The sequence below is a fragment of the Geomonas sp. Red276 genome (genome assembly GCF_054784495.1).
Genome location: NZ_BLXW01000010.1, coordinates 78,304 through 101,355, shown reverse-complemented (window position 1 = coordinate 101,355; position 23,052 = coordinate 78,304). Strand labels below are relative to the sequence as shown.

Annotated in this window: 25 protein-coding genes and 2 tRNA genes; 11 read left to right on the top strand and 16 right to left on the bottom strand. The window is 62.8% G+C overall.

Annotation, left to right across the window (positions count from 1 at the left end):
- Positions 1-34 precede the first annotated feature (34 nt).
- From hemA to ACYVL5_RS09255, 3 genes are read right to left on the bottom strand one after another with little or no spacing between them, the layout of a single operon-like run.
- A complete protein-coding gene (gene hemA, locus ACYVL5_RS09265) occupies positions 35-1,336 on the bottom strand; it encodes a glutamyl-tRNA reductase (protein ID WP_460595278.1) in 1,302 nt (433 codons plus the stop codon).
- Positions 1,337-1,393: 57 nt separating this feature from the next.
- On the bottom strand, positions 1,394-2,209 hold the full coding sequence (gene ccsB, locus ACYVL5_RS09260; RefSeq protein WP_460595277.1) for a cytochrome c biogenesis protein: 816 nt from the start codon (positions 2,207-2,209) through the stop codon (positions 1,394-1,396).
- Positions 2,206-2,880, bottom strand: a complete 675-nt coding sequence (locus tag ACYVL5_RS09255; protein WP_460595276.1) for a precorrin-2 dehydrogenase/sirohydrochlorin ferrochelatase family protein — start codon at positions 2,878-2,880, stop codon at positions 2,206-2,208. Before ACYVL5_RS09255 ends, ccsB begins: the two co-directional genes overlap by 4 nt.
- A 348-nt stretch (positions 2,881-3,228) precedes the next feature.
- On the opposite strand from ACYVL5_RS09255, the gene trxA reads away from it, so the two are divergent.
- Together trxA and ACYVL5_RS09245 are read left to right on the top strand one after the other, a co-directional pair.
- Positions 3,229-3,558: a thioredoxin family protein gene (gene trxA, locus ACYVL5_RS09250; RefSeq protein ID WP_460595275.1), complete on the top strand. Its 330-nt coding sequence runs from the start codon at positions 3,229-3,231 to the stop codon at positions 3,556-3,558.
- Position 3,559: 1 nt separating this feature from the next.
- Entirely contained in the window at positions 3,560-4,087 is a 528-nt protein-coding gene (locus ACYVL5_RS09245; RefSeq protein ID WP_460595274.1) for a TlpA family protein disulfide reductase, read from the top strand.
- A 277-nt stretch (positions 4,088-4,364) separates the two neighbouring features.
- Here ACYVL5_RS09245 and lipA read toward each other — a convergent pair whose 3' ends face one another.
- The 7 genes from lipA to gcvT all read right to left on the bottom strand — a co-directional run bounded on the left by lipA (position 4,365) and on the right by gcvT (position 11,260).
- Positions 4,365-5,222, bottom strand: a complete 858-nt coding sequence (gene lipA, locus ACYVL5_RS09240) for a lipoyl synthase (protein WP_460595338.1) — start codon at positions 5,220-5,222, stop codon at positions 4,365-4,367.
- A gap of 39 nt (positions 5,223-5,261) precedes the next feature.
- Positions 5,262-5,891, bottom strand: coding sequence for a hypothetical protein (locus ACYVL5_RS09235; RefSeq protein ID WP_460595273.1), 630 nt, complete (start codon positions 5,889-5,891; stop codon positions 5,262-5,264).
- Positions 5,873-6,709, bottom strand: coding sequence for a lipoate--protein ligase family protein (locus ACYVL5_RS09230; RefSeq protein WP_460595272.1), 837 nt, complete (start codon positions 6,707-6,709; stop codon positions 5,873-5,875). Before ACYVL5_RS09230 ends, ACYVL5_RS09235 begins: the two co-directional genes overlap by 19 nt.
- 127 nt (positions 6,710-6,836) lie before the next feature.
- Positions 6,837-8,276, bottom strand: a complete 1,440-nt coding sequence (gcvPB, locus tag ACYVL5_RS09225) for a glycine dehydrogenase subunit 2 (protein ID WP_460595271.1) — start codon at positions 8,274-8,276, stop codon at positions 6,837-6,839.
- The gene (gene gcvPA, locus ACYVL5_RS09220; protein ID WP_460595270.1) at positions 8,267-9,604 is read right to left on the bottom strand and encodes an aminomethyl-transferring glycine dehydrogenase subunit GcvPA; all 1,338 of its coding nucleotides are present in this window, start codon (positions 9,602-9,604) and stop codon (positions 8,267-8,269) included. The genes gcvPB and gcvPA overlap by 10 nt, the downstream gene beginning before the upstream one ends.
- A complete protein-coding gene (gcvH, locus tag ACYVL5_RS09215) occupies positions 9,604-9,978 on the bottom strand; it encodes a glycine cleavage system protein H (RefSeq protein WP_460595269.1) in 375 nt (124 codons plus the stop codon). The genes gcvPA and gcvH overlap by 1 nt, the downstream gene beginning before the upstream one ends.
- Before the next feature lie 190 nt (positions 9,979-10,168).
- Positions 10,169-11,260 (bottom strand): aminomethyltransferase family protein, encoded by a 1,092-nt coding sequence (gcvT, locus tag ACYVL5_RS09210; RefSeq protein WP_460595268.1) that lies wholly within the window; start codon positions 11,258-11,260, stop codon positions 10,169-10,171.
- A gap of 135 nt (positions 11,261-11,395) precedes the next feature.
- Here gcvT and ACYVL5_RS09205 point away from each other — a divergent pair, with 135 nt between their 5' ends.
- The 5 genes from ACYVL5_RS09205 (at position 11,396) to ACYVL5_RS09185 (ending at position 14,617) form a co-directional block, all read left to right on the top strand.
- A complete protein-coding gene (locus ACYVL5_RS09205; RefSeq protein WP_460595267.1) occupies positions 11,396-11,734 on the top strand; it encodes a hypothetical protein in 339 nt (112 codons plus the stop codon).
- A 7-nt stretch (positions 11,735-11,741) separates the two neighbouring features.
- Positions 11,742-12,725: a 2-hydroxyacyl-CoA dehydratase family protein gene (locus tag ACYVL5_RS09200; protein ID WP_460595266.1), complete on the top strand. Its 984-nt coding sequence runs from the start codon at positions 11,742-11,744 to the stop codon at positions 12,723-12,725.
- Between the two features lie 140 nt (positions 12,726-12,865).
- Positions 12,866-13,636, top strand: coding sequence for an acyl-CoA dehydratase activase (locus ACYVL5_RS09195; protein ID WP_460595265.1), 771 nt, complete (start codon positions 12,866-12,868; stop codon positions 13,634-13,636).
- A 96-nt stretch (positions 13,637-13,732) separates the two neighbouring features.
- Positions 13,733-14,029, top strand: coding sequence for a cytochrome C (locus ACYVL5_RS09190; protein WP_460595264.1), 297 nt, complete (start codon positions 13,733-13,735; stop codon positions 14,027-14,029).
- A 3-nt stretch (positions 14,030-14,032) separates the two neighbouring features.
- Positions 14,033-14,617 carry a putative metallopeptidase gene (locus tag ACYVL5_RS09185; RefSeq protein WP_460595263.1) on the top strand — a complete coding sequence of 195 codons (585 nt, stop codon included), beginning with the start codon at positions 14,033-14,035 and terminating at the stop codon, positions 14,615-14,617.
- 131 nt (positions 14,618-14,748) lie between these two features.
- On the opposite strand, the gene mobB is transcribed toward ACYVL5_RS09185, so the two are convergent.
- Both mobB and ACYVL5_RS09175 read right to left on the bottom strand, forming a co-directional pair.
- Complete coding sequence (gene mobB / locus ACYVL5_RS09180; protein WP_460595262.1) at positions 14,749-15,249, bottom strand: molybdopterin-guanine dinucleotide biosynthesis protein B; 501 nt, start codon at positions 15,247-15,249, stop codon at positions 14,749-14,751.
- A gap of 39 nt (positions 15,250-15,288) precedes the next feature.
- Positions 15,289-15,942: a cation diffusion facilitator family transporter gene (locus tag ACYVL5_RS09175; protein ID WP_460595261.1), complete on the bottom strand. Its 654-nt coding sequence runs from the start codon at positions 15,940-15,942 to the stop codon at positions 15,289-15,291.
- Between the two features lie 188 nt (positions 15,943-16,130).
- On the opposite strand from ACYVL5_RS09175, the gene ACYVL5_RS09170 reads away from it, so the two are divergent.
- Both ACYVL5_RS09170 and ACYVL5_RS09165 read left to right on the top strand, forming a co-directional pair.
- Positions 16,131-16,206: transfer RNA gene (locus tag ACYVL5_RS09170), tRNA-Asn, on the top strand.
- Between the two features lie 69 nt (positions 16,207-16,275).
- Positions 16,276-16,352: transfer RNA gene (locus tag ACYVL5_RS09165), tRNA-Arg, on the top strand.
- An 84-nt stretch (positions 16,353-16,436) separates the two neighbouring features.
- Here the strand turns inward: ACYVL5_RS09165 and ACYVL5_RS09160 are convergent.
- Positions 16,437-16,745, bottom strand: coding sequence for a hypothetical protein (locus tag ACYVL5_RS09160; RefSeq protein WP_460595260.1), 309 nt, complete (start codon positions 16,743-16,745; stop codon positions 16,437-16,439).
- A gap of 404 nt (positions 16,746-17,149) precedes the next feature.
- Between ACYVL5_RS09160 and ACYVL5_RS09155 the strand changes: the two genes are divergently transcribed.
- A complete protein-coding gene (locus ACYVL5_RS09155) occupies positions 17,150-19,111 on the top strand; it encodes a GNAT family N-acetyltransferase (RefSeq protein WP_460595337.1) in 1,962 nt (653 codons plus the stop codon).
- Positions 19,112-19,257: 146 nt separating this feature from the next.
- Here the strand turns inward: ACYVL5_RS09155 and ACYVL5_RS09150 are convergent, their stop codons facing one another.
- The gene (locus ACYVL5_RS09150; protein ID WP_460595259.1) at positions 19,258-19,665 is read right to left on the bottom strand and encodes a PAS domain-containing protein; all 408 of its coding nucleotides are present in this window, start codon (positions 19,663-19,665) and stop codon (positions 19,258-19,260) included.
- 305 nt (positions 19,666-19,970) lie between these two features.
- On the opposite strand from ACYVL5_RS09150, the gene ACYVL5_RS09145 reads away from it, so the two are divergent.
- Positions 19,971-20,453, top strand: a complete 483-nt coding sequence (locus ACYVL5_RS09145) for a nucleoside 2-deoxyribosyltransferase (protein WP_460595258.1) — start codon at positions 19,971-19,973, stop codon at positions 20,451-20,453.
- Positions 20,454-20,484: 31 nt separating this feature from the next.
- Here ACYVL5_RS09145 and ACYVL5_RS09140 read toward each other — a convergent pair whose 3' ends face one another.
- Both ACYVL5_RS09140 and ACYVL5_RS09135 read right to left on the bottom strand, forming a co-directional pair.
- Positions 20,485-21,351, bottom strand: coding sequence for a laminin B domain-containing protein (locus ACYVL5_RS09140; RefSeq protein ID WP_460595257.1), 867 nt, complete (start codon positions 21,349-21,351; stop codon positions 20,485-20,487).
- Between the two features lie 279 nt (positions 21,352-21,630).
- Positions 21,631-23,034 carry an alginate export family protein gene (locus ACYVL5_RS09135; RefSeq protein WP_460595256.1) on the bottom strand — a complete coding sequence of 468 codons (1,404 nt, stop codon included), beginning with the start codon at positions 23,032-23,034 and terminating at the stop codon, positions 21,631-21,633.
- Positions 23,035-23,052 lie beyond the last annotated feature (18 nt).

Here is a 23,052-nt window from a genome sequence, read left to right as displayed (position 1 = left end):
TCCGAATCGGTAGGGTTCTCAGCTTTGGTTGCCGCTAGTCCTCGAGCTCCATCAGCCCGTCCTGCGGGGCGCCGGTCTCGAGGTCGAAGAGGTGCCGCAGGGCGTCGACGTAGAGGTCGTTGCGGTTTCCCTGCTCGGTTTTCTTCAGCACGCTGGTCGGGTGGTGCAGCAGCTTGTTCATGTAGGCGTTGGTCAGGGCCTCGAGCTTCTTCTCGGCGTCGGGCGGGAGGTTCTTCCACCCGGCGAGGGTCTTGGCGAGCTCCCCCTTCCTGATCTCGTCGAAGTGGCTCCTCAAGGCCACGATGGTCGGGGTCACCTCCAGCGAGGAGAGCCACTTGAAGAACTGGCCGATCTCCTGCTCGACGATCGCCTCGGCCTTGGCCGCCTCGATCTTGCGCTGCTCGAGGTTGGTGGCCACCACGCCGTTGAGGTCGTCCACCGTGTAGAGGTAAATGTTCTCGACGTCGTTGACCTTGGGGTCGATATCCCGCGGGACGGCGATGTCGATGAAGAACATCGGCTTCATCTTCCGGCGGCGAAGGACCTCGTGCATGTCCTTTTCGCGGATGATGAAGTGGGGGGCGCCGGTCGAGGAGAGGATGATGTCCGCCTTGTGGAGCTGGTCGAGCAGGTCCTCGAACTTGATCGGCTTGGCATCGAACTCCTCGGCGAGCTTCTCGGCCCGCTCGTAGGTACGGTTGGTGACCATCACGCCCCGGACGCCGACGTTGATGAAGTGCTTGGCGGCCAGTTCGCACATCTCGCCGGCGCCGATCAGGAGAACGGTCTTGTCGGAGAGGTCGCCGAAGATCTTCTTGGCCAGCTCCACCGCCGCGAAGGCGACCGAAACGGCCGAGGAGGCGATCTTGGTCTCGGTCCTCACCCTCTTGGCAACCGAGAAGGCCTTGTGGAGGAAGCGGTTGAGGATGATCCCCGAGCTCTTGTATTCGGCGGCGTAGCCGTAGGAGGTCTTGATCTGGCCGAGGATCTGCGGCTCGCCCACCACCATGGAGTCGAGGCTCGAGGCGACCCGGAAGACGTGACGGGTGGCGTCCTCGCCGTGGTAGCTGTAGAGATGGGGCTCGAGGCCCTCCAGCGGGAGATTGTGGTAATCGGCCAGAAAGCGCTTCAGCCGTGCCATCCCACCCGCGACGTCGCGGGTGGTGGCGTAGATCTCAACGCGGTTGCAGGTGGAGACAATGACCGCTTCGGTAATGTCGGGCAACGACACCACCTGGCGCAGTGGCTTCTCCATCTGGGTAGGCGAAAAGGCCACCTTTTCCCGGACTTCGACTGCGGCAGTTTTGTGCGAAAGCCCAACCACGATTATGTTCATAAGGTACTGTCCCTTCTCAAGAGTGGAGGCCGGCGTGGAGCGCCGTCTCGATCATGCTCACTTGTAACTGTGCAGCCCCGGCAGGAAGAGGTTCACTCCCAGGAAGGTGAAAAGCATGATGACGAATCCGAAGATGGAAAGCATGGCGGCCTTCCTCCCGCGCCAGCCGGTGGTTAGCCGGCCGTGGAGAAGGGCTGCGTAAATGAACCAGGTGATGAGCGACCAGGTCTCCTTGGGGTCCCAGCTCCAGTAGGTCCCCCAGGCGGTCTCCGCCCAGATGGCGCCCGAGATGATGGCGAAGGTCAAAAGGGGAAAGCCCCAGGTCAGGCAGCGGTAGCTGATCTCGTCCAGGATGTCCAAGGGGGGAAGCTTCTGGAAGAGCGAACCCAGCCGGCGCTTCTTCAAGAAGTGCGACTGGATGAGGTACATGATGCTGGTGCCGAAGGAGATGGCGAAGGCGGCGTACCCCAGGAAGGCAAACACGGTGTGGACCGCGAGCCACCGGCTCTTCAAGGCCGGGTTCAGCGGGGGGATCACCGAGGAGAAGGCGGCCGAGATGGCCAGGATGATCAGCGCCAGCGGGACCACGAAGGAACCGAGGATGGCGACCTTGTAACGTCTATCGCAGAGGATGAAAACCGCGACGACCGAAAGGCTGAAGAAGGAGAGCGCTTCGTGGAGGTTGGTGATCGGGGTGTGCCCCGCCTCGAGATAGCGGTTGGCGGTGAAGCCCAAATGCAGGAGGAAGCCCAGGTAGAGCGACCACCGGGCCGCGCTCCCCAGCTGATCCTTGGGCTTTACCAGGAAACCGAGGTAGAGGATGGTGGCGACCGCATAGATGACAAAGGTGCTGTAGAAGAGCGTGGCGTTCATGACGGATCCTTTTTGTCAGCTCCATCGGTGACCGGGCCGGACCCGGAGCCGGAGAATTTCAGGAGTATCTGTTCTATCGCATCCCTCTGTCCGTTTCTGATCAGGGCGGGAAGGTCAAGAGCGGCAAGCTCGGCAAAAACCCGCTCATTGTATGCGCTCCCCCCCTTTTCAGTCAATCTCTTTTCACGGAGGGTACCCAAAAGCGCAACAGCCTCTGCGTACTCTGGTCCAAATTGCTTCTCGAGCTCTTTGACGATCCGCTGTGCCAGTGCCGGACTGGCACCTGAAGTCGAGACAGTGATCAGGAGGCCGCCCTGTTCCAGAACCGCCGGGGTGGTGAAGTCTCCCTGCCCCGGTTGGTCCACCCGGTCCACCGGGATCCCGTGCCCCCTCCCCTCCTCGGCCACCGCCCGATTGACCTCGGCACGCTCGGTGGCGGCGAAGGCGAGCGCGGCACCGGCCAGGTCGCCAGGCACGTAGAGCCGGTCGAGATGGCGGAGCTCTCCCCGGGAGGCGAGCAGTGCCAGCCGCTCGTCAACACGGGGAGCGATCACGGTGACCCGGGCGCCGGACGCGATCAGACGGGCCGCCTTGCGGGCGGCAACCGGACCGCCTCCCACGATGACCACCTCTTTTCCCTGCAGGTTGAGATTGATCGGATAGTAGCGCAAGGCACCCTCCCACGGAAGGCGCCAAGATAGCGCGGGGAGCCGGCGGTGTCAATCGACAATGAATTTTAATGGCTGCTTTAAAAGAGACGCGATGCGGACGGAAGTAGTATGATTAATGGGGAAACGGCCTCTCCGGCGGGCGGAATTTCGCAGGGAAGCGGGGGCGAACCGAGGCGAGGCACCGGCGGCAGGGACCCCTCGGACGACCCGGTTTCCGGTTCCGATTTCAACGAGTTAGCAGGATTACCGTTCGGCAAAACCGCAAAATCACGGAGAAATTACCCCCTTGATTTTTTCGACCGCTCATTTATAGTAATACTCACTTTTTTTATTAAAGGAGACGGTTACATGGCCAGCGAAAACGTACTTACGTTCACCGACGACAACTTCGAGAAAGAGGTTCTCCAGTCCGAAATTCCCGTCCTGGTAGACTTCTGGGCCACCTGGTGCGCCCCCTGCAAAGCCATCGCGCCGCTCATCGACGCAGTAGCTTCCGAGTACGAAGGCCGCGTCAAGGTCGGAAAGGTCAACGTGGACGACAACCCGGCCACCCCCGGGAAGTACGGGGTGCGCGGCATCCCGACCGTGATCCTGATCAAGGACGGCAAGGTGCTTGACCAGGTGGTTGGTGCCATCCCGAAAACCCAGCTGGAGGCCCTGATCAAGAAGGCGCTCTAAAATGAAGAAGCAGATCCCGTTCAGAAAGTTTTTCTGTAAGGTACTCCCGCTCGCGGTTGCCGGCCTGCTGATCTCGATCCAGCCGGCAGCCGCCATCCTCCAAAAGGGGGACAAGGCTCCCCAGATCAAGCTCTCCACCACCTCAGGTCAGGCGATCACCCTCAACAACTACCGAGGATACGTGCTGGTGATGGATTTCTTCGCCACCTGGTGCGTTCCGTGCCGGGAATCGATCCCGCACCTGATCGACCTGAACCGCAAGTACGGCCGCCAGGGGTTGCAGATCCTCGGGGTGAGCGTGGACGAGGGAAGCGACCGTGAGGTGAAAGATTTCATCGCCGCGCGCAGGATAAACTATCCCGTCGCCATGGGGGGGGAGGACATGCAGACCGATTACGGGCTGCGCTCCATCCCGACCATCTACGTGATCAACAAGCGCGGGATGGTGGCAGAGAAGTTCCAGGGGTACTCCGACCAGACGGCCAAGGCGATCGAGGACACCGTCAGGCGGCTGCTGGCCGAGCCGTAAAAGGGAGGGGAGGAAGCTTTCTTCCGGTAACAGCAAAAAGGGGAGTGGCGACTTGTATGCGCCACTCCCCTTTCTTGTTTCAGCAAAACTCCCGCCCGATCTTCGCCCCCATCCTCACCCGGTCCCTCCCCTTGAAGGGGAGGGAACCTGAACTTACCCCTCGCCCCCATTGGGGGAGAGGGTGGCCGATGGCCGGGTGAGGGCAGGATTTAAAACCTCCCTCCCCCCTACCCCTACCCCTTCCCTAAAGGGGCGAGGGGATAGCTGCGCCCTCCCCTCAAAGGTGAGGATGGGGGAGGTACTGCTCCGCATGGTAGGAGCTCCGTACGTACGGCCCGCTCTCCACATGCAGGAATCCCATCGCCAGCGCCCGTTCCCGGTAGCGGTCGAAGAGCTCCGGCTCCACGTAGCGCTCGACCGGATGGTGCGCCCGGCTGGGCGCCAGATACTGTCCCAGGCTCAGGTACGAGCACCCCGCCTTAACCAGATCCTCCAGCACCGCGAAGAGCTCCTCCTCGCGCTCTCCCAACCCCAGCATCAACCCCGACTTGGTCTTGGCATCGGGGGCCAGCCGCCGCGCCTCGGCCAGGAGGTGGAGTGAGCGGCGATAGTCGGCCCCCGAGCGGATGTGGTACAGCCGCGGTACCGTCTCCACGTTGTGGGCCAGGATGTCGGGGGCGGATGCGATCACCGCGGCCAGGGCGTCATCCTTCCCGGCGAAATCGGGTATCAGGAGCTCGACCCTGGTCCCCGGGGCCCCCTCGCGGATGGCAGTGACGGTCGCGGCGTAAAGGGAGGCGCCTCCGTCGGCCAGATCGTCCCGGGTGGGGCTGGTGATCACCACGTGGGAGAGCTTCAGCCGGCGAATCGCTTCCACCACCTGGGCCGGTTCGTCGGGGTCGGGGGGGAGGGGGATCTCCTTGCTGACGTTGCAGAACGTGCAGAGCCGGGTGCAGATCTTGCCGAGGATGAGGAAGGTGGCCTGGCGGTTCTTGAAACACTCGCTGATGTTCGGGCAGCGGGCCTGCTGGCAGACGGTGTTCAGACGAAGCTCGCTCAAGAGCCCCTCCATCTCGGCGTGGGCGGAGGGGGTCATCTTTTTCTGCAGCCAGGAGGGTTTACGGAGGGGGTCCATCGGCTTGCGGTTCTCCTCGTGGGGAAGTTTCATGCGGCATCAACGGGCACTGCGCAGGAAATAATACTCGAAGCAGGTCCGGCAGAAGGTATGGGTGATGTTCTCGGGCATGCGGGCCACCCAGGCGGGGACCCAGTCCCAGCGCTCCGGGTTCGCCCTTCTGTGGACGCGCCGGCAGTTGCTGCACTGGCTGATCAGTCCGTGCTCGTTGCAGTAGTGGTCGACCAGCGGCGGTTGCGGCGGACGTTCCGCGACATCGTGCGGCCTCTCGATCAGGAGGCTGTTGACCACCACGAGGCCCGCCTGACCGGCCAGAGGGTACGCCGTCTGGTGGAAGGAGCGGAAGACGGCATCGCTTGAGCACTCGTACTCGTGCCGCCACACCTCCCCGCTTCGCAACGCGGACTCGAAGCGCTCAAGGTAGAAATCCCTGGCCTCTCCGTCGATGGCGCTCCCTATGTAAGTCCCGAGGCCGAACCTTTCCGAGATGGCGGGCTCGCCTCCGTTGTCGGCGGCGAACCGGAACCAGCCGGCATTGAGATAGCCGATGGTGAGATCGGGAAGCAGACCGAAGACCGCGCCCGCCTCCTCCTGAAGCGCCTCGAGGCTCAGTCCTCCCAGCAGCGATGGAAAGTCCGGAACGAACCGGCTCATGTCGTCTTCGGGCACCGTTCGCCCTCCTTCGCGCCCTGGAGGGTCCAGGGTACGCCTCGATACTTCTCCCGTTCCAGCCGGGATGCCAGTTCCCGCTCCGCTTCGGTCAGCGGTCCCGGCACCAGGCGGGCGCCCATGACGGCCTCGAAGGATTCTACCAGAATTTCTTTCAGCCGCCCGGCCCCGGGAACGATGCCGAGCTCGGCAAGGCTCACCGCGCTCTCGGCACCGGGGGCCGGTCCGGCCAGGAAGCGGACCCCGTCCGCCACCCGGTTTATCAGCGGGATCGAGCCGTGCTGCAGGATCGCCTCCCTCAAGCGGCGCTGGGCGTTGCCACCCACCTTGCGCCCACCCACCAGGACATCGTATTCCTCTTTCCCGGCGAAGCAGAAGGAGGTCCGTTCCCCCAGGCGCTCCCCCTGGGGGGCATGGTCGACGGCGAACCCGGGGTCGAGCCCGAGCCGGCGATACCCCTCGATGAGAAACGAACAGAGCCGGCGGAAGCCGGCCTTGACGCCCCCCTCGCCGGCGTCGGCGGGGGAGCAGACGATGCTGTAGGTGAGCTCATCGGCGTGGTAGATCACCCCTCCGCCGGTCATCCTGCGGACGACCGGTACCCCCTCGGCCCGGCAGAGCCCGAGATCGAGGGAGGCGGCCGCCTCCTGGTAGCGCCCCAGCGAAAGGGTGGGAGGGGCCCAGCCGTACAGCCTCAGCACCGGCAGGGATGCACCCGCCCTGAAGCAGGTGAGAAGGGCCTCGTCCACCGCCATGTTGGCTGCCCCCTCCAGCGGTCCGGTGTCCACCAGCCGCCAGAGGGGCGCAGTAGTTTTCATCTCCAAGGAGGTCCCCCTCAAACGCCGTCCGACCGCCCCATCCTCACCCTGCCCCCCCTTGAAGGGGAGGGAACCGTTCCCCCTCCGCAGGAGGGGGTGGAGGGAGGGGTCGAAAAGGGAGTATGCCTTATTCGCAGCAGACCTGCAAGGCGCGGGCGGCCCTCGTCTCGTCGAGCCTGCCGACCGGGGTGGTGACGGGAGCGTCCAGCAGCTCCTGCGGCGACTCCTTGGCGCAGCGCGCCGCCTCGATCATCACCGCGATGAAGGAGTCGAGGGTCTGCTTGCTCTCGGTCTCGGTCGGCTCGATCATGATGGCCTCCTTGACGTTGAGCGGGAAGTAGACCGTGGGGGGATGGAAACCCCGGTCGATCAGGTACTTGGCGACGTCGATGGCGTGAACCCCTTGCTTGGCCTGGCGCGCCGCGGAGAAGACGCACTCGTGCATGCAGGTCTGGTCGAAGGGGAGGTCGTACTCCTCCTTGAGCCGGGCCATCAGGTAGTTGGCGTTCAACACCGCCTGCTCGCTCACCTCGATGAGCCCCTCGCGCCCGAGGAGCGTGATGTAGCCGAAGGCGCGGGCCATGATCCCGAAGTTGCCGAAGAAGTCGGAGACCCTGCCGATCCCCTCGGGATGGGCCTCCACCGCGAAGCTCCCATCCGCCTTCTTCACCACCCGCGGGGTGGGGAGGTAGGGGATGAGACCGGCGCGCACCCCGACCGGGCCGCTCCCCGGGCCGCCCCCGCCGTGGGGAGTGCCGAAGGTCTTGTGGAGGTTGACGTGAATGACGTCGAAGCCGACGTCGCCGGGACGGACCTTGCCGAGGATGGCGTTGAGGTTGGCGCCGTCGTAGTAGGTGAGCGCCCCCGCCTCGTGGGCGATCCGGCAGACCTCGGCGATGTAGGGGTTGAAGAGGCCGAGGGTGTTCGGGCAGGTCATCATGACCGCCGCCACCTGGTCGTTCATGGCGGCGCGGTAGGCGTCGAGGTCCATGTCACCGTAGGGGGCGGTCGGGATGGTGATGATCTCGTATCCGGCCATGGCTGCCGAGGCCGGGTTGGTCCCGTGGGAGGAGTCCGGGACGATCACGTACTTCCTCTTCTGGCCGCGCGCCTTGTGGTAGGCGGCGATCAGCATGATGCCGGTCATCTCCCCATGGGCGCCCGCCAGCGGCTGGGTGGTCACCTCGTCCATCCCGGTGATCTCGGCCAACTGGCGCTCCAGCTCCCAGATGAGCGACAGCGGCCCCTGGACGAGCTTCTCACCGCCGGGAAGCAGCGCCACCACGGGATGGCAGCCGGCGAAGAGGGCCGCGGCGTTCTCCATGACCTTGGCGTTGTACTTCATGGTGCAGGAGCCGAGCGGATAGAAGTTGGTATCCACGGAGAAGTTGCGGCGGGAGAGGTTCGTGTAGTGGCGCACGAGGTCGAGCTCGCTCACCTCGGGGAAGGCGGCCGGCTCGCAGCGCCTGAGCTCGGCCGGGAAGCCGCCGGTCGTGCGGGGGATGTCGGCCACCGGGATGCGGACCCCGACGCGGCCGGGGACCGATTTCTCGTAGATCAGCTCCATAGGGCCTCCTGCAGGAGAGAGGCCAGCCGGTCGATCTCGGCCTTGGTCCTCTTCTCGGTTACCGTCACCACCAGGGCGTTCTCCATGTCGGGGTAAAAGCTCCCCAGCGGGAATCCGGCGGCGACACCGGACGCCAAAAGCCGCTCGACCACCGGGGCGGCCGGTTTCGGGAGCGAGAGCACGAACTCGTTGAAGGTGGTCCCGGCGTTGACCACGCTCACCCCGTCGATGGCGGAGAGCACCCCGCGGGCGTACTCGGCCTTGTCGTAGTTGAGCGCCGCCAGCTCCTCGAACCCCTTCCTGCCGAGGGCGGCGGTGAAGATCATACCGCGCAGGGCGCAGAGGCTCTGGTTGGAGCAGATGTTGGAGGTGGCCTTCTGCCTCTTGATGTGCTGCTCGCGGGCCTGCAGGGTGAGGACGTAGCCGCGCTGGCCGTCCTTGTCGACGGTCTCCCCGACGATCCTCCCCGGGAGGTTCCTGATGTACTTCTTCAAGGTGGTGATGAACCCGAAGTAGGGGCCTCCGAAGGAGAGGTGGTTGCCGAGGCTTTGCCCCTCACCGACGACGATGTCCGCCCCCATCTCGCCCGGGCTCTTGATGAGGCCGAGCGCGATCGGATAGCTGCAGACGACGAGGAGGGCGCCGTGCCGATGCGCCTTCTCCGCCAGGGCGGTGAAGTCCTCGACGGTGCCGAAGAAGTTCGGGTTCTGCACGATGACGGCCGCGGTCTGGTCGGTGACGGCTCCGTAGAGCATGTCGAAATCGGAGCCGCACCCAAGAGAGGCGACCTCGGTGACCTGCTCCGCGACGCTGGCGAGGTACCCCCGCACCACCTCGCGGTAGAAGGGGTTGACCGATTCGTCCAAGACCACCTGGTGCCGCCCGGTGATGCGGAAGGCCATCAGGGCGGCCTCGGCAACCGCGGTGCCGCCGTCGTAGAGGGAGGCGTTGGAGGACTCCATGCCGGTCAGCCGGCAGATGGCGGTCTGGTATTCGAAGAGCGCCTGAAGGGTCCCCTGTGAGCATTCCGGCTGGTAGGGGGTGTAGGCCGTGTAAAACTCGGCGCGGGAGGCGAGGTGGTCCACGGCCGCCGGGATGATGTGGTCGTAGAGGCCGCCGCCGATGAAGGGGGTGATGCCGCACCCTCCGGTGGAGGCCTTCTCCCGCATGATCCCCATCAGCTCGAACTCGGAGACTCCGGGTGGGAGGTCGAAGGACTTGGCCCTCAACTCCTTGGGGATCGCGGAGAAGAGCTCCTCGACGCTCCCCGCCCCGATCACCTCGAGCATTTCCCGGATCTCCTCCGGCGTGTTAGGAGAGTACCCCATCACACGAGCCCTTTCACGAACTCCTGGTAGGCCGCCTCGTCCATGAGGACGCCCAGCTCGCCCAGGTCGCTCGCCTCCAGCTTGCAGATCCAGCCGGCATCCTCGGCGCTCTGGTTGACCAGCTCCGGGGCCTCGTCGAGCCGGCTGTTGACCTCGACCACCTTGCCGGAGAGGGGTGCGTAGATGTCGCTGGCTGCCTTGACCGATTCGATCGCGGCCAGGGTATCGAACTGTTTCACCGTTTTCCCCGCCTGGGGAAGTTCGACGAAGGTGATGTCGCCCAGCTCATGCGCCGCATGGGCACTGATGCCGACCGTCGCCGCCGTTCCGCTTACCGAAACCCACTCGTGCTCCCTCGTGTAGTGCTTTGCCATCTGGTAACCCTCCCTTTTTGGATGTGAAATCAATGGATCGATAGGTTGGAAATCCCCCTGTCCCCCTTCGCAAAGGGGGGAACCGATGCCCTCGCCCCTTCAGGGGGAGGTGGGCGCGGGCCCTAAGATTAAACCCTCGCCCCTTCAGGGGGTGGCCGCAGGCCGGGTGAGGGCGGTTTTTTTGCCTGGCTCACGACCTGAGCGAGCCCCCCGAGTAGAAGGGAAGCTCCACCACCTCGGCCTCTATCTCGACCCGGTCCTGCCTGATGGTGATGGCGGTACCGGGCTTGGCGGCCTCCGGTTTTACGAAGCCCAGGCCGATGCCGACCCCGAGCATGGGAGAGAAGGCGCCGCTGGTGACCGTGCCGACCTTGACCCCCTCCCGGAAGATGTCGTAGTGATGGCGCGGCGAGCGGCGGGAAGTCCCCTTGAAGGCGATCTTCACCATGGCCGCCCCCTGGCGCTGCTCCTCCAGGAGGGCTTCCTTCCCGACGAAGCTCTTGTCCAGGTTCACGAAGGAGGAGAGCCCGGCGGCCAGCGGCGTCGTCTGGTCGTCGAGGTCGTTTCCGTAGAGGGAGTATCCCACCTCCAGCCGGAGCAGGTCGCGGGCCCCGAGGCCGGCGGGTTTCACGCGCGGGTCCTTGAGGAGACGTTCCCAAAGCTCGGCGACCTTCTCGGTGGGGAGGAAGATCTCGTAGCCGAGCTCGCCGGTATAGCCGGTGCGGCTCACCAGGGCGTCGGCACCGAGCACCTTGGTGCGGATGAATTTGAAGAAGGGGATGTCGGCGACCTGGGGACCGATCACGTCCACCAGCACGTCGCGGGAGAGCGGCCCCTGCAGGTCCACTTTCGCGGTGCGGGCGGAGATGTCGGTCAACTGGGCGCCCGGTTTGAGGCGGGAGCGGATGACGGAGAGGTCGTTGCCGGTGGTGGCGGCGTTGACCACGATCATCACCTCGTCCTCACCCAGCCGGAAGACGATCAGGTCGTCGATCACCCCCCCCCGCTCGTTGAGGAGGAAGCCGTAGCGCGAGCGCCCGACCGGAATCCCCTTGACCGAGAAGGTGAAGACGTCCTCGAGACCACCCGCCACCAGGTCACCCTTGAAAAGGAACTCGCCCATGTGGCAGATGTCAAAAAGGGCCGCCTGCTCCCGGCACCACCTGTGCTCGGCGAGGATTCCCTCGTACTGGATCGGCATGAGCCAGCCGCCGAAAGGGGCCATGAGCGCCTTGAGCCCCTCGTGCTGGACCCGCAAGGGAGTAGCTTTGAGTTCCTCCATGAGTGTCCCCTCCTTCATATAAAGGTAACCAACGATAAAATCCGCATTCTCCTGTAAAGAGAGGCCCCTTTCTTACAGTTGGGCTTGCCAAATACAGGATATCTCTATAATCTAGTAAAAACGTGGAGGGCCTGCATGGATCAAACCGCTCTTGTCGACAAAATCCGAACCATCCTCACCCCGTTCGAAACAGAAAACATGGTCGCCTCATTGAAGACCCTGACGGTTAAGAGCGCCATCAGCAATCCCTGGTTTGTCGGGATTTTTTTGGTGGTGGCCTTCTATGCGGTCGTGGTGCGCTCGAAGTTCGTCCTGAGCCTTCTTTTTGCCAGCGCCTCCATCCTGATCCTGATTCGGTACACCATGCCCGCCGAGGGCGACAGCCTCTCGGTCTCCTCCACCCTCCCCTTCGCCTTCGGCGCCCTGGCCATCGGTGCAGTCCTGATCTACCTCTATTTCATCAAGTCGGAGTAATTCAACCTTGCAGAAAATCGGCTTTACGTCCACCATCCCGCTCGAGGTGCTTGTCGCCGCCGGCGCACGCCCCGTCGACCTCAACAACATATTCATAACCGATCCCGCAAGCGTCTCCATGATCGACGAGGCGGAACTGGCAGGGCTTCCCCGCAACGTCTGCGCCTGGATCAAAGGGATCTACAGCGCGGTGCTCGCCAGCGGCATCAACGAGATGATCGGGGTGACCGAGGGGGACTGCAGCTATACCAAGGCGCTCATGGAGCTCCTCTCCCTCAAGGGGATCCGGGTCCACCCCTTCGCCTATCCGGCGGGAAGGGACGCCGCCAAGCTCAAGGTGGAGATCGAGAACCTGATGGCCCACCTGGGTGTCGGCTGGGAGGAGGTCAACGAGGCCAAGCGCCGCCTGGACGGGATCCGCGCCAAGGTCCACGAGATCGACCGCCTGACTTGGGAGGAGGATCGCGTCACCGGCGAAGAGAACCACTACTTCCAGGTCTGCACCTCCGACATGAACGGAGACCCCGCGGCCTTCGAGGCCGAGGTCGACGACTTCCTCGCCAAGGCCCTTCTTCGGCCGCCCCGCAAGGAGCGGATCCGCCTGGCCTACCTGGGGGTTCCCCCCATCGTTTCCGGTCTCTACCGTTTCCTCGAGGAGCACGACGCCCGGGTGGTGTTCAACGAGACCCAGCGCCAGTTCTCCATGCCCTACGCAGTGACCGACATGGTGGAGCAGTACCGGGCCTACACCTACCCCTACGACATCTTTCACCGCATCGAGGACATCGTCCGGGAATTGAAACGGCGCCGGGTGGACGGCGTCATCCACTATGTGCAATCGTTTTGTTTCCGGCAGATGGAGGATATGGTGTTGAGGCAAAGCATCCAGCTCCCGATCCTCACCCTCGAGGGGGACAAACCGAGCGAGGTGGACGCTAGGACCAAGATCCGTATCGAAGGGTTCCTGGAGCTGCTGGAGGACCGCCTCTAGCCTCCCCCTTCGCCCTTTCGGCCACAAAAATGTTACATGCCCCCCGTTGGTTAGGCAAGGCGGAGGCGAAAAATTTCCAAAGATTTCGCATCCATGGTGCCTCCGGGAACTCTCGACAGAGAGCAGGAGTAAACGATAACGTGACCAAGAATCTCAGGATAGGAATCGACCTCGGGAGCCGCAAGGCCAAGTTCGCGCTCCTCGACGGGCATGAGATAGTCCGGCTGGCCGACCAGGACACCATCTCCTTTTACAAGAGGTACGGGAGCATGGTGGGGGACGAGCTCTCCCTGGACCTGGCGGGAAGCGGCATCTTCACGGCCGATGAGTTGACCCGGGCCGAGATCACGGTGACCGGCTACGGAAGAAACAGCATCAACCTCCACGGGGCGCGGGTGATCTCCGAGATCAAGGCCCACGTGACCGGTGCCAAGGCCCAGACCGGGCTGGCCGACTTCACCATGCTCGACATGGGGGGGCAGGACACCAAGGTGGCGCAGGTCTGCGGGGGAAGGCTCCAGGATTTCGTGATGAACGACAAGTGCGCGGCCTCCAGCGGCCGCTACCTGGAGAACATGGCCGCCGTCTTGGAGGTGAGCCTCGACGAGCTCTCCTCCCACTCCGAGGACCCGATCCCCCTGGACGCCACCTGCGGCATCTTCGGAGAGAGCGAGCTGATCGGCCAGATCCTGCGCGGCTACCCGCTCTCGCGCCTTTGCGCGGGGGTAAACCTCACCCTGGTCAAGCGGGTCATGCCGATGCTCAAGCGCTTCCCCTCCCCCAAGCTGGTGATCACCGGCGGGGTGGCGCTCAACGGCGCCATGATCAAGCTTCTCGCCGCCGAGTGCGGGATGGAGATCGTGATTCCCGCTCACCCCCAGCACAACGGCGCCATCGGCTGCGCGTCATAGGACGAGCGTTTGGGAGCGACAGGACCCATTGTTTTGCTTGAATTTTGACCTCCGGGCGGTTATCCTCCCCCGAAGCTTAACTCCCGGAGGAATTGCATGAGCATCAGAAAGCAAGACTGGATCTTCATCGCCCTCGTCGCGGCCGTCATCATCGTCTTCTACGCCATCTCCGGCGAAGAGAAGACCAAGCGCGTCCCGCTGGACAGCAACCACCAGGCCTCCTACGACCTCTTCAAGAAGACCCAGAGCAAGATGGAAGTCGACAAGGGCTGCCCCGCCTGCCATTTCGTGGGCCCCGGCGGCGTCCCCTTCCCCGCCAAGCATCCGGTCAAGCCGAAGGACGGCCCGATGCGCTGCCTGTTCTGCCACAAGCTCAAGCTCGCCGGGGTCTGATCGTTGGGTGGAACGCTGAACCTGACCGCCGAGCTGGAAGGGCTGATCCGCGACATCATCGCCCGCACCCCCGAGTTTTCCCACATCATCCCCGAACGTCTCTTGGTCTGCGTTTCCTCCGGCCGTCCCAGTGCCGGAGGAAGCCTCGCCAAGATCCATCCCCTCCGTTTCGAAGGGGGTGAGAAGTCGGTCTGCCGCCGGCGCGGCCGCCGGGCGGTGACCTGCACCATGCCGACCATCATCCACCAGGGAGAAGAGATCCTCTACGTGGTCTACTTCCTGGTCCCCCGCTTCCTCGAGCTGCCGCTCAAAGAGAAGCTGATCACCATCTTCCACGAGCTCTACCACATCTCCCCCGCCTTCGACGGCGACATCCGCCGCTTCCCGGGGCGCAACTACGCGCACGGCTCCTCGACCAAGAGCTACAACCAGTACATGGGACAGCTCTCGGACCTCTACCTGGCCCAACTGCCGGACCGCTCGCTCGTTTCTTTTTTGGAGGGAAACATGGCGGAGCTTCGCTCGCGGCACCGTTCCATCGTGGCGCGCCGCCTGCAGGCGCCCCGCATCAAGGTGACCCCGGCTTAAAAGGGAACCGGCTTGAAGGGGAAGGAGTGCCGGCAGCAGCGACAGATGGCGCCCTCCAAAAGAAAGGGGACTGGCACCTTACGGAGCCAGTCCCCTGGACAGTTCTTTTGAGGAGCCCGGCGGCTCTTCGGCTAGCGGAGGAAGGTTTCTATCACGAAATCGGCGACCTGCGCCGGATCGTTCAGGTCGAGCACCGGGACGTCGAGATCCAGCGATTCGTCGCTTGCCACCGCGATCAGGGTGTCGTCATGCTGATCGCCTCGGCAAAGAAGCGTCGCGCTCCGCTCCTTTCGATGGACCTCGATCTTGGGCATCCCGCTCATTTTGAATCCCTCGGTGAGGACGATGTCGACGTCCCCGAAATAGGTCGCCACCAGCTCCTCGATGGGAGGTGACTCGCGGTGCTTCTTGACCATGGCGAGCTTCTCCGGGGAGGAGATCAGCATGGTGTCGGCGCCGGCCGCGGTGAGGCGGTAGCTGTCCTTGCCTGGATGGTCGATGTCGAAGCGGTGGGCATCGTGCTTGATGACCCCGACCCGGTAACCGCGGCTCTTGATCTCCCCGATCACTTTTTCCAGCAGGGTCGTTTTCCCGGTCCCCGATTTCGCCACGAAAGAAACTGCCTTGGTCATCCCTTCCCTCCTTCAGGCAGGCTCCCCTGCCGGCGTTGTCTAATTTTTACAGCCGCAACTGCACGAGCAGGTAAGTCCCGCCGCCTTTTCCAGCGCTTCCTTCCCTTCCCGATAGCAGAACCAGGAGATCCCGAGCGCACCTACCGAGTCGAGCCAGCCGATCCCGGTGAGGCTGTATCCGGCGCTGGAGGCGAGCAGGATCCCTGAAAGGTAAAGACAGACCCGGGTGCAGGCGGCGTCCGCCATGATGGCCTTCGAATCCAGGGCCCTGCCGACCTCGACCTTGTAGTGGATGAGGAGCCACATGGACAGGATGGAAACGCAGGAGACGACGATCCCCCAGAAGGTGGTCTTGGGAGCGTGGCCGCTGTAGATGTCGTAGGCACCCGAGACGAGAAGCCCCACTGCCAAGAGGTAGAAGCAGTAGCCGGTGATCCTCAGCGCGGTCCGCTCGAACCGGTCCCGCTCCTCCTGCGGGTTCGACCGCTGGCGGCGCACCATGTGCCAGATGCCGGCGCCTGAGACCACCTCCACGAAGGAATCGAGGCCGAAGCCGAAGAGCGCGAGGGAGTCGTCGCCGAAGCCGAACCAGGCGGAGACCATCCCTTCCACGAGATTGTAGGCGACCGTGATGCAGGCGAGGGCCGAGGCGAGGCGGTAAAGATCCTCTTTGGTCGATGCTTTGATATCCATGCCTTCCTTCCGGTGACGGATAGTAGAGCATGAATATAGGCCCGGCGAGCGGTCGAAGTCAATCAGTACAAAAAAGACGAACATAAAATGTTGACACGTAAAATACCCTGTGTTATATAACGGTTCTCTTTGATGCACCGGCCCGCCGGGACGTCGGGAGCTGCAAGGTTAACAACTTGCTGATCTATTCCCCAATAGCTCAGTCGGTAGAGCGGGTGACTGTTAATCACCATGTCCCTGGTTCGAGTCCGGGTTGGGGAGCCATCTAACACAGAAGGCTCACAGGAAACTGTGAGCCTTCTTTTTTCCTTCCCTCGTCACATCCAATAGATTGCGCCCGTAGCTCAGCTGGATAGAGCACCAGACTACGAATCTGGGGGTCAGGAGTTCGAATCTCTTCGGGCGCGCCATTAAAAAAGGCCAGCGGCACTTGCCGCTGGCCTTTTCCCGTTTCTCGTTGCCAAACGTTTTTCACCGGTTGAGAGTCGATCGGGTCAGATGAAGGGGACGGCTGCCATGGCGATGCAGGAGACCACCAGCACGATGGCGTTGGTGATGAAGTACGGCACGACACAGAGGGCGATGCCGGTCAGTGCCATCTTGAGGTTGCTGGTCTTCTTCCCGTACATGAGATAGGCGGACCCGATCAGCCCCGCCAGCAGGCTGATCATGATCGTGGTCATGTTCATGTGCCCGAGCAGCGCCCCAATGTCCGTGCCGGATGCTGGTGAACCGGCCATGCCTGCCTGGAGCTTCGAGGTGATATCGCCAATCCCTGCCAGTCCTTGAGCGTCGTCCGTCATATGCACCTCCCCTGATAAAGTCTCAACGTCATACTCTACTCCTAACACCCCTCCCTTTGCACCTTAAACTACTCTTACCGTTGTACCGCTTCCCGTTGTGCCCCATCCCCAGACTTGGCCATCTCCCGGCGAGGCACCAAGGCCGGCGTCTGTCGTTGACAGCAAGAATTAGCTGGTTACGTCAACCTTTTCGCTAATTAAAGACAGCCGGTCGTGGCCGGGTGGCCGAAAAGGGGGCGCGTATGACACCAGCGACAGATTCCGGAGAGAATCCATGCATGCCCTGAAGGTAGGCGACTTGATGCAGGCCCCTTTGCCGTTGTTGTTATACCGGCACCTCCATGCTAAATTAGGACGTCGCACAGCGGCGATGCATGGTATCGGAGGTGAGGGTACAGGTGGAAATGACGACGACGGGCTATCCGTACATCAAGAAGCTCACCCCCGAGCACGAGAAGGCGATCTGGCGGATGCCGCTTTTGAACATCGACTCGCTCTTGATCCCCTCCCCCTACATCCTCGACAAGGCGCTCGACCTCGACTACGACCACAGCCTCGTGTGGGAGGAGAAGGGTGAGCTCCTTGGCTACCTCCTGGTCTACGCCACGCCGGACCGCAAGAAGTTCCATCTCTACCGCCAGGTGACGAGCCCCTTCGGGAGGGGAAAGGGGATCGGCACCTCCCTCGCCGGCCATCTGGCCGACTCCGTCCCCCCCGACGCCCAGATCTACCTCTTCGTCTGGGACAAGCTCATCAGCTCCATCGATTTCTTCCGCAGCAAAGGGTTCACCATCGACGAGACCATCGTCTTCCGGAAGATGAAGTTCCACCGGATGTCGATCACGGCGGGAACGCTGCGGGTGACGGCAGCCTCGGCCAAACGTCCGGAAACCTCGGCCAACGAGGAGCTCTCCAAGGTCCGCCACGACGTGAAGAAATCGCTCAGGGTGCTCTTCGACATGGCCTCCATGCTGTCGGTGGACAATTTCAACAAGATGGCCGAGGACATCACCCGCGAGAGCACCGCCCTCGTCAACACGCTGAACACCTACGAGGACAGCGTCCACCTATCCCACAAGGTTTCGCTGAAGGAGCTGATCACCGAGCGGGTGATCCCTTACGTGGAGGCGGTGGACAACGGTTGCGAGGTGAGGTTCACCTTGAAGGGGAAGGTCGAGCCGGTGAGCGGCAGCTATTCCGCCTTCAGCCGCGCCCTCATCAATATCGTCTCCAACGCGGTCGACGCCATCAAAACAACCGGAAGGAAGGGGCTCATCGAGTTCACCCTCGAGCAGCAGGAGGATACCGTCACCCTGGCCATCACCGACAACGGGACGGGGATCGAAAAAAAGCGGCTAGAGCTCGGACCTGACCGGGTGCCGCTCTTCGTCGGGAAGACCACCAAGGAAAACGGCGAGGGAATCGGCACCATCCAGGTCTTTTCCACCTTCGGGGCCGACCGGATCCAGGTCGAGAGTGCGGCTGACGAATTCACCAGGTGGACCATCTCCCTCCGGGCCAACCGGTCGAAGGAATCGATGCTCCTTACCGATCTCTGGTCCAAGTACATCAGGTTCATCAAGTCGACCAGGAAGATCGGCATCGGCAAGGAGAGCAGCAGGACCGAGATCTCCGCCTTCATCTGGCAGCTGCGCCAGATGGAGCTCTTCAGCTTCGACCTCATCTACCATTTCAGCACCCATAACAACATCCGCGACATCTACCGGGGGATCCTCCACTACCGCACCGGTACCCATTCCTTCGACCTCCTCAAGGAGGAGCTTAAGGCCTGCCGCATCGAGCATCCCCAGATCAGGTCCTGGCTCCTCGGGATCACCAGGCGGATCGCCAGAAACGAGGCGTTCTTACGGGAACAGGTCCCCTGCGACCAGTACCGGGACGTCCTTTTCCAAAGCTACGGCCAGGCCATCGGCCGCACCATGGTCTTCACCCTCGATCCCGAGACCGGCAATTTCTTCACCGCCGACCGCAGGCTGGTCGAGCACGTCGACTTCCTTCCCTACCTGGGGAAGGACCGCGACGAGCTCCTCAGGGGGGAGCTGATCGGGGACGTGAGGAACGTCGGCAGCCCGATTTACCTCGGGGTGTGGTCGGTGAAGGACGAGGAGGACCTGCATCGGAAGCTGAAGCTGATCAGGAAGGGGGCGCGGCGGCTCCTGGAAATGGGGCTTGCCAAGGAAAAGAGCATGGCCTTCTACAACACGACCTACAACAGCTGCGAAAGCGAGCTGGACACCTTCAAGAGCGTCACCCTCGGGGAGATGGCTGCCCTGGAGGAGGCGGATTTCCCGCGCTTCATCCGCCGCGCCGACAACGAGTTGAGCGGGCTCATCTTCGCCAACTGACACGATGGCAGGGATGGCGGCAGGATAGGCACGAAGCGGTGGCCGACTGTTCGTTACAGAGAAAAAGCCCCCGGCAATCGCCAGGGGCTTTTTACGTCAAACCGGGTTGGTACGTTCACGGCGAGCATCTCTGCCGGCGCGGGGAGTCACCCGCAACTGCAGGAGGCGCAGTCGGAGGCGGCGTCACACTGCTTCGGCAAAAGCCGCTCCGAGGCCCATTCCGTTATGTCCGCACCGTAGTGCACGTAGAGCTCATCACTTCCTGCCAGCGGGATCCAGTACGAGTCCAGCACCGTTCCGGTGAAATCGAAGTAGGCGACGAGACGGGTGGTGGTCCCCTCCCTCAGCGCCTTATTGGCCAGGCAGTCCTTGTGGAACTCCTTTTTGCCCATATCCACGCAGCGTATCCCGGTCTGGTAGCCGACCTCGGTTGCCTTGCGGTTCATGTCCAGGGTGGTCCGGTCCTTGTGCACGAGGATGACCGGAAAGGGAAAGTTGTCGTAGAAAAGATGAAATTTTTTGAGGATTTCGTTGCTTACTTCGTGCTGTGCCATGCCTTGTACTGCTCCTCTTGAAGCCGAGGTAGATCTGCTTGTGGGAGCTTCAGGTGCCAGTGGGGGATTTCAGCGTCTTCTCGGCGTTTTCCATGGCGAGGTGCCAGCACATAGCTCCACCTCCCCTTCGGCCAGAAGGATTTACAAATTGACTGAACTTGTCAAAAGGATCGCTACGGAGGGTACTGCCACTACGTTCTCTGAACAGTCGGTCGCCTTGCCGTGCATTTGCGATGGATTTCGTGAGAGTTCTCGGCTATCGTTCGTCTCGGCCAACACCGTCAGTCCAAGCAAACGGAGCTTTCATGCAGAAGAGAAGAACCATCTACCTCGCATCGCCTTTGGGTTTCAGCCCGGAACTGTCAGCCTACCTGGAGAAGGTGAAGGCCAAGCTCGCCTCGCTCTCTTTCGACATCTTCGATCCCTGGGCGCAGGCCCAGTTTGCCGGGAAGATCGACGCGGCGCTGGCCATTGCCGACTACGGCAAGCGGATAGCCGCCCTGCAGCAGGTTGCCGACGAGATCGGCCGCTGCAACGCCGAGGGGATCAGGGGGGCCGACATCGTCTTCGCCGTCCTTGACGGGGCGGAGGTTGATTCGGGAACCGCCAGCGAGGTCGGCTTTGGCTGCGGCCTGGGGAAGACATGCTACGGGCTGAGGACCGACCGGCGCGACTCCGGCGACTTCGCCGGGATTCCGATCAATCTCCAGGTGCTCCACTTCATCGAATGCACCGGCGGCAGGCTCTTCCGAAGCATCGACGAGATCGAGTTCCCCGGGATGCCGTGACACGACGGAAGGCCCACCGGCCGGCGACTTGCTATTTGAAGAGCCTTACGTTGTCCAATCCGCCGGTGTCGGGACCGACCACGAATTCACCGCGGATGGAAAGAGAGGTGACGGCGGCCAGCGCGGTCTGGAAATCCGCCCTCGTTGCATCGGCAGTTCCGTTCTTCCAGCCGCTCTCGGTGAGAGGAATGTTGTAGTGGGTCCAGGTGGTTTGCGGATGCGGAAGCGTGTCATAGGTGAGGGTGATTCCGCCTCCGATCAGGATGACGTCGTGGTCGGCGTACTGACTCTGGGTGTTGGACTGGCGCAGATCGAACTCGAGGGTTTTGCCGTATGAGGAAGAGTCGTCCCCCAGGAACTGGGCCGGCGCCACCCAGTACCAGGTGATACCGTCGGCGTTGTCCACCGCCTCGAGGTACCCTCCGGGACTCCCGCCCGTTGCCCGGTAGGTCGGCAACGTGGAGGTCCCCTGCGCGTCGCCGGCAATTCTCCACCCCTCGTCGCCGGTGGAAAACGAGCTCGCCACCACGCTGGCGGAGTCCACGGTAGCGGTGAAATTCAGCCCGGTCACGTTGGCCCCTTGGACGGTGACCGGGATGCTCGCCGGAGAGAAGAAGTAACCGGATTTGGTCGGCGTGACGGCGTAACTGCCGTTGGGGAGCCCCGTGATGGTGTAGGCCCCTGAGCTGTCGGTGGTTACCGTGGCGCCGCTGGTGCTGACGGACACGCCGTCCAAGCCGGCGCCGTTGACGGTGACGGCACCCGAAACGTGGTAGCTGGCAGGCGTATTGACGTTGCCGTTGCCATTGCCGTCACTCCCGCCGCCACCGCACCCGCTCCAGACAAGCACCGTCATTGCCCCCATTGTCACAAGCGCCTTTTTCCATGCCATTGTCATCTTCGACCTCCTGTACCAGACTCTCTTTCAACAGCTCTCTGTTGTCGGCGTCCGCAAGGCGCCAATGAGTGTCCGGCGTCATACTGTGGTGATGAGTCGGTTCCTGAGCGTTTCGCAAGCCGTGGTTGTTGCGGTATCGGAAGACCGGATTGTTTCTTAGAGAAATTTAACTTTGAGTTTAACTCAGTGCCCCCTCATAGCAACTGTCGGGGGCGAAGATCGCCAGAGGCGCAATGCAAGCGTAAGACAAGCGAGAGAGTTGACGGCAGGCGGGGGGAGTCAGAACTTGTAGGTGACCCAGGTGGTGACGTAGTCGACGTCTTCACCGGGACCGGACTGGCGCAGGAAGGGCCCGGCCAGGAAGTGGGCGTAGATGGCGACCAGGGAGATGTGGCGATCGACATCCCACTCGCACTGCAGTTGCGGTTGGCTGCCGATGTACCGGGCGGAGGAATTTCTCCCCGACCTCACCAGGACGACGGCATTGTTGTAGAGGCCGTCGTGGGTGCTCTGCCGCCAGAAGAAGTCCCAGTTGGCGGTCAGCGTCAGGGCGCGGGGGAGACGGAGCTCCACCGAGGGGTTGAGGTTCATGAGGTTGACGGGACCGACCAGGCCGTTTTCGCTGAAGTAGGCGCCTTTCGGAAAGAGGGGGTTGAAGGTTTGCAGATCCCTGCTGTTGGGGTCATGGTCGCCGCTGGCGATGTCGGCCTTCAGCCCGAGGCGCGGGGTGAACGGGAGGGCTTCCAGGCGGTAACCGGTGTCGGAGGCCGCCGTCCAGGCACGGATGTCGCCCCCGTCGAAGCTCCCCAGCTGGTAGAGGAACTCGAAGTTGTAATCGAAAGGCTTTTCGGTGCGCCAAATCCTGGCACCGAACGAATGCCGGGTCTCGCGGGCCCGCCCCTGGTCGAAGCCGGCGCTGCCGCGGTAGAGGCCCAGATAGTAAAGGTCGGTCCTCGCCTTGGTGGCGGGGAGCGGAAAAACCGAGTAGACGCCCCACAGCGCCTGGTTGTGGCTCGCGTAATCGTCGAAAACATGGCGGTTACTGAGGACGGGACGGGTGGCGATGCCGTCGATGGCGACCTCTCCCGCCCGGTACATGAGGCGGAAGCCGTCGAAGCTTTGGCGGACGTTGGGGCCTTCCCGCACGGAGACGATGCGCTGGGAGCCGTAGGAGAGCTCCTGGCGCCCCGACCGCAAGGTCAGTCCCCCCTCCCCTCGCAGCGGGAGGCTGAGATCCAGGAACCCCTGGTGAAGGTCGAGCTCGTTACGGTCGATCGAGGGGCGGGGGCCTCCGCTTCTGCCGTTTTCGAGGCTGCTCTGGAGCTGCCCGAAAAGCCTCGCGCGCTCTCCCAGGTGGAGATCGCCATGGAGGAAGTAGCGCTGGAGGAAGTAGCCGTTGTCCCGCGGCAGCTCTCCCCAGTTGAAGTTGTCGAAGTACTCGTAGCGCTCCCGCGCCTCCCCGCCCAGGCTCAGGTACCAGTCGCCCCGGCCGTCGATGGGGAGGTACTTGACCGGGTCCCACATGTCCGTTCTCCTGGCGGGATCGCGCAGGTAGCGGTAATCCTCGTCGGCCCGGTTCAGCTGGTAGCTTGGGACCGACGGCCCGGTCTCCAGGGAGAAGGCCGGGGCCGGCCAGACCGCCAGCATGGCCACCACTGCCAGTATTGCCGATACGGATCTCATCTACCCTCCCCCGGGTCC

Excerpts from the sequence above, each read along its gene's own strand:
- hemA (WP_460595278.1), bottom strand. The coding sequence starts at position 1,336 with ATGAACATAATCGTGGTTGGGCTTTCGCACAAAACTGCCGCAGTCGAA.
- ccsB (WP_460595277.1), bottom strand. The coding sequence starts at position 2,209 with ATGAACGCCACGCTCTTCTACAGCACCTTTGTCATCTATGCGGTCGCC.
- trxA (WP_460595275.1), top strand. The coding sequence starts at position 3,229 with ATGGCCAGCGAAAACGTACTTACGTTCACCGACGACAACTTCGAGAAA.
- ACYVL5_RS09245 (WP_460595274.1), top strand. The coding sequence starts at position 3,560 with ATGAAGAAGCAGATCCCGTTCAGAAAGTTTTTCTGTAAGGTACTCCCG.
- lipA (WP_460595338.1), bottom strand. The coding sequence starts at position 5,222 with ATGGACCCCCTCCGTAAACCCTCCTGGCTGCAGAAAAAGATGACCCCC.
- ACYVL5_RS09230 (WP_460595272.1), bottom strand. The coding sequence starts at position 6,709 with ATGAAAACTACTGCGCCCCTCTGGCGGCTGGTGGACACCGGACCGCTG.
- gcvPB (WP_460595271.1), bottom strand. The coding sequence starts at position 8,276 with ATGGAGCTGATCTACGAGAAATCGGTCCCCGGCCGCGTCGGGGTCCGC.
- gcvPA (WP_460595270.1), bottom strand. The coding sequence starts at position 9,604 with ATGGGGTACTCTCCTAACACGCCGGAGGAGATCCGGGAAATGCTCGAG.
- gcvH (WP_460595269.1), bottom strand. The coding sequence starts at position 9,978 with ATGGCAAAGCACTACACGAGGGAGCACGAGTGGGTTTCGGTAAGCGGA.
- gcvT (WP_460595268.1), bottom strand. The coding sequence starts at position 11,260 with ATGGAGGAACTCAAAGCTACTCCCTTGCGGGTCCAGCACGAGGGGCTC.
- ACYVL5_RS09205 (WP_460595267.1), top strand. The coding sequence starts at position 11,396 with ATGGATCAAACCGCTCTTGTCGACAAAATCCGAACCATCCTCACCCCG.
- ACYVL5_RS09190 (WP_460595264.1), top strand. The coding sequence starts at position 13,733 with ATGAGCATCAGAAAGCAAGACTGGATCTTCATCGCCCTCGTCGCGGCC.
- mobB (WP_460595262.1), bottom strand. The coding sequence starts at position 15,249 with ATGACCAAGGCAGTTTCTTTCGTGGCGAAATCGGGGACCGGGAAAACG.
- ACYVL5_RS09175 (WP_460595261.1), bottom strand. The coding sequence starts at position 15,942 with ATGGATATCAAAGCATCGACCAAAGAGGATCTTTACCGCCTCGCCTCG.
- ACYVL5_RS09160 (WP_460595260.1), bottom strand. The coding sequence starts at position 16,745 with ATGACGGACGACGCTCAAGGACTGGCAGGGATTGGCGATATCACCTCG.
- ACYVL5_RS09155 (WP_460595337.1), top strand. The coding sequence starts at position 17,150 with ATGACGACGACGGGCTATCCGTACATCAAGAAGCTCACCCCCGAGCAC.
- ACYVL5_RS09150 (WP_460595259.1), bottom strand. The coding sequence starts at position 19,665 with ATGGCACAGCACGAAGTAAGCAACGAAATCCTCAAAAAATTTCATCTT.
- ACYVL5_RS09145 (WP_460595258.1), top strand. The coding sequence starts at position 19,971 with ATGCAGAAGAGAAGAACCATCTACCTCGCATCGCCTTTGGGTTTCAGC.
- ACYVL5_RS09140 (WP_460595257.1), bottom strand. The coding sequence starts at position 21,351 with ATGACAATGGCATGGAAAAAGGCGCTTGTGACAATGGGGGCAATGACG.
- ACYVL5_RS09135 (WP_460595256.1), bottom strand. The coding sequence starts at position 23,034 with ATGAGATCCGTATCGGCAATACTGGCAGTGGTGGCCATGCTGGCGGTC.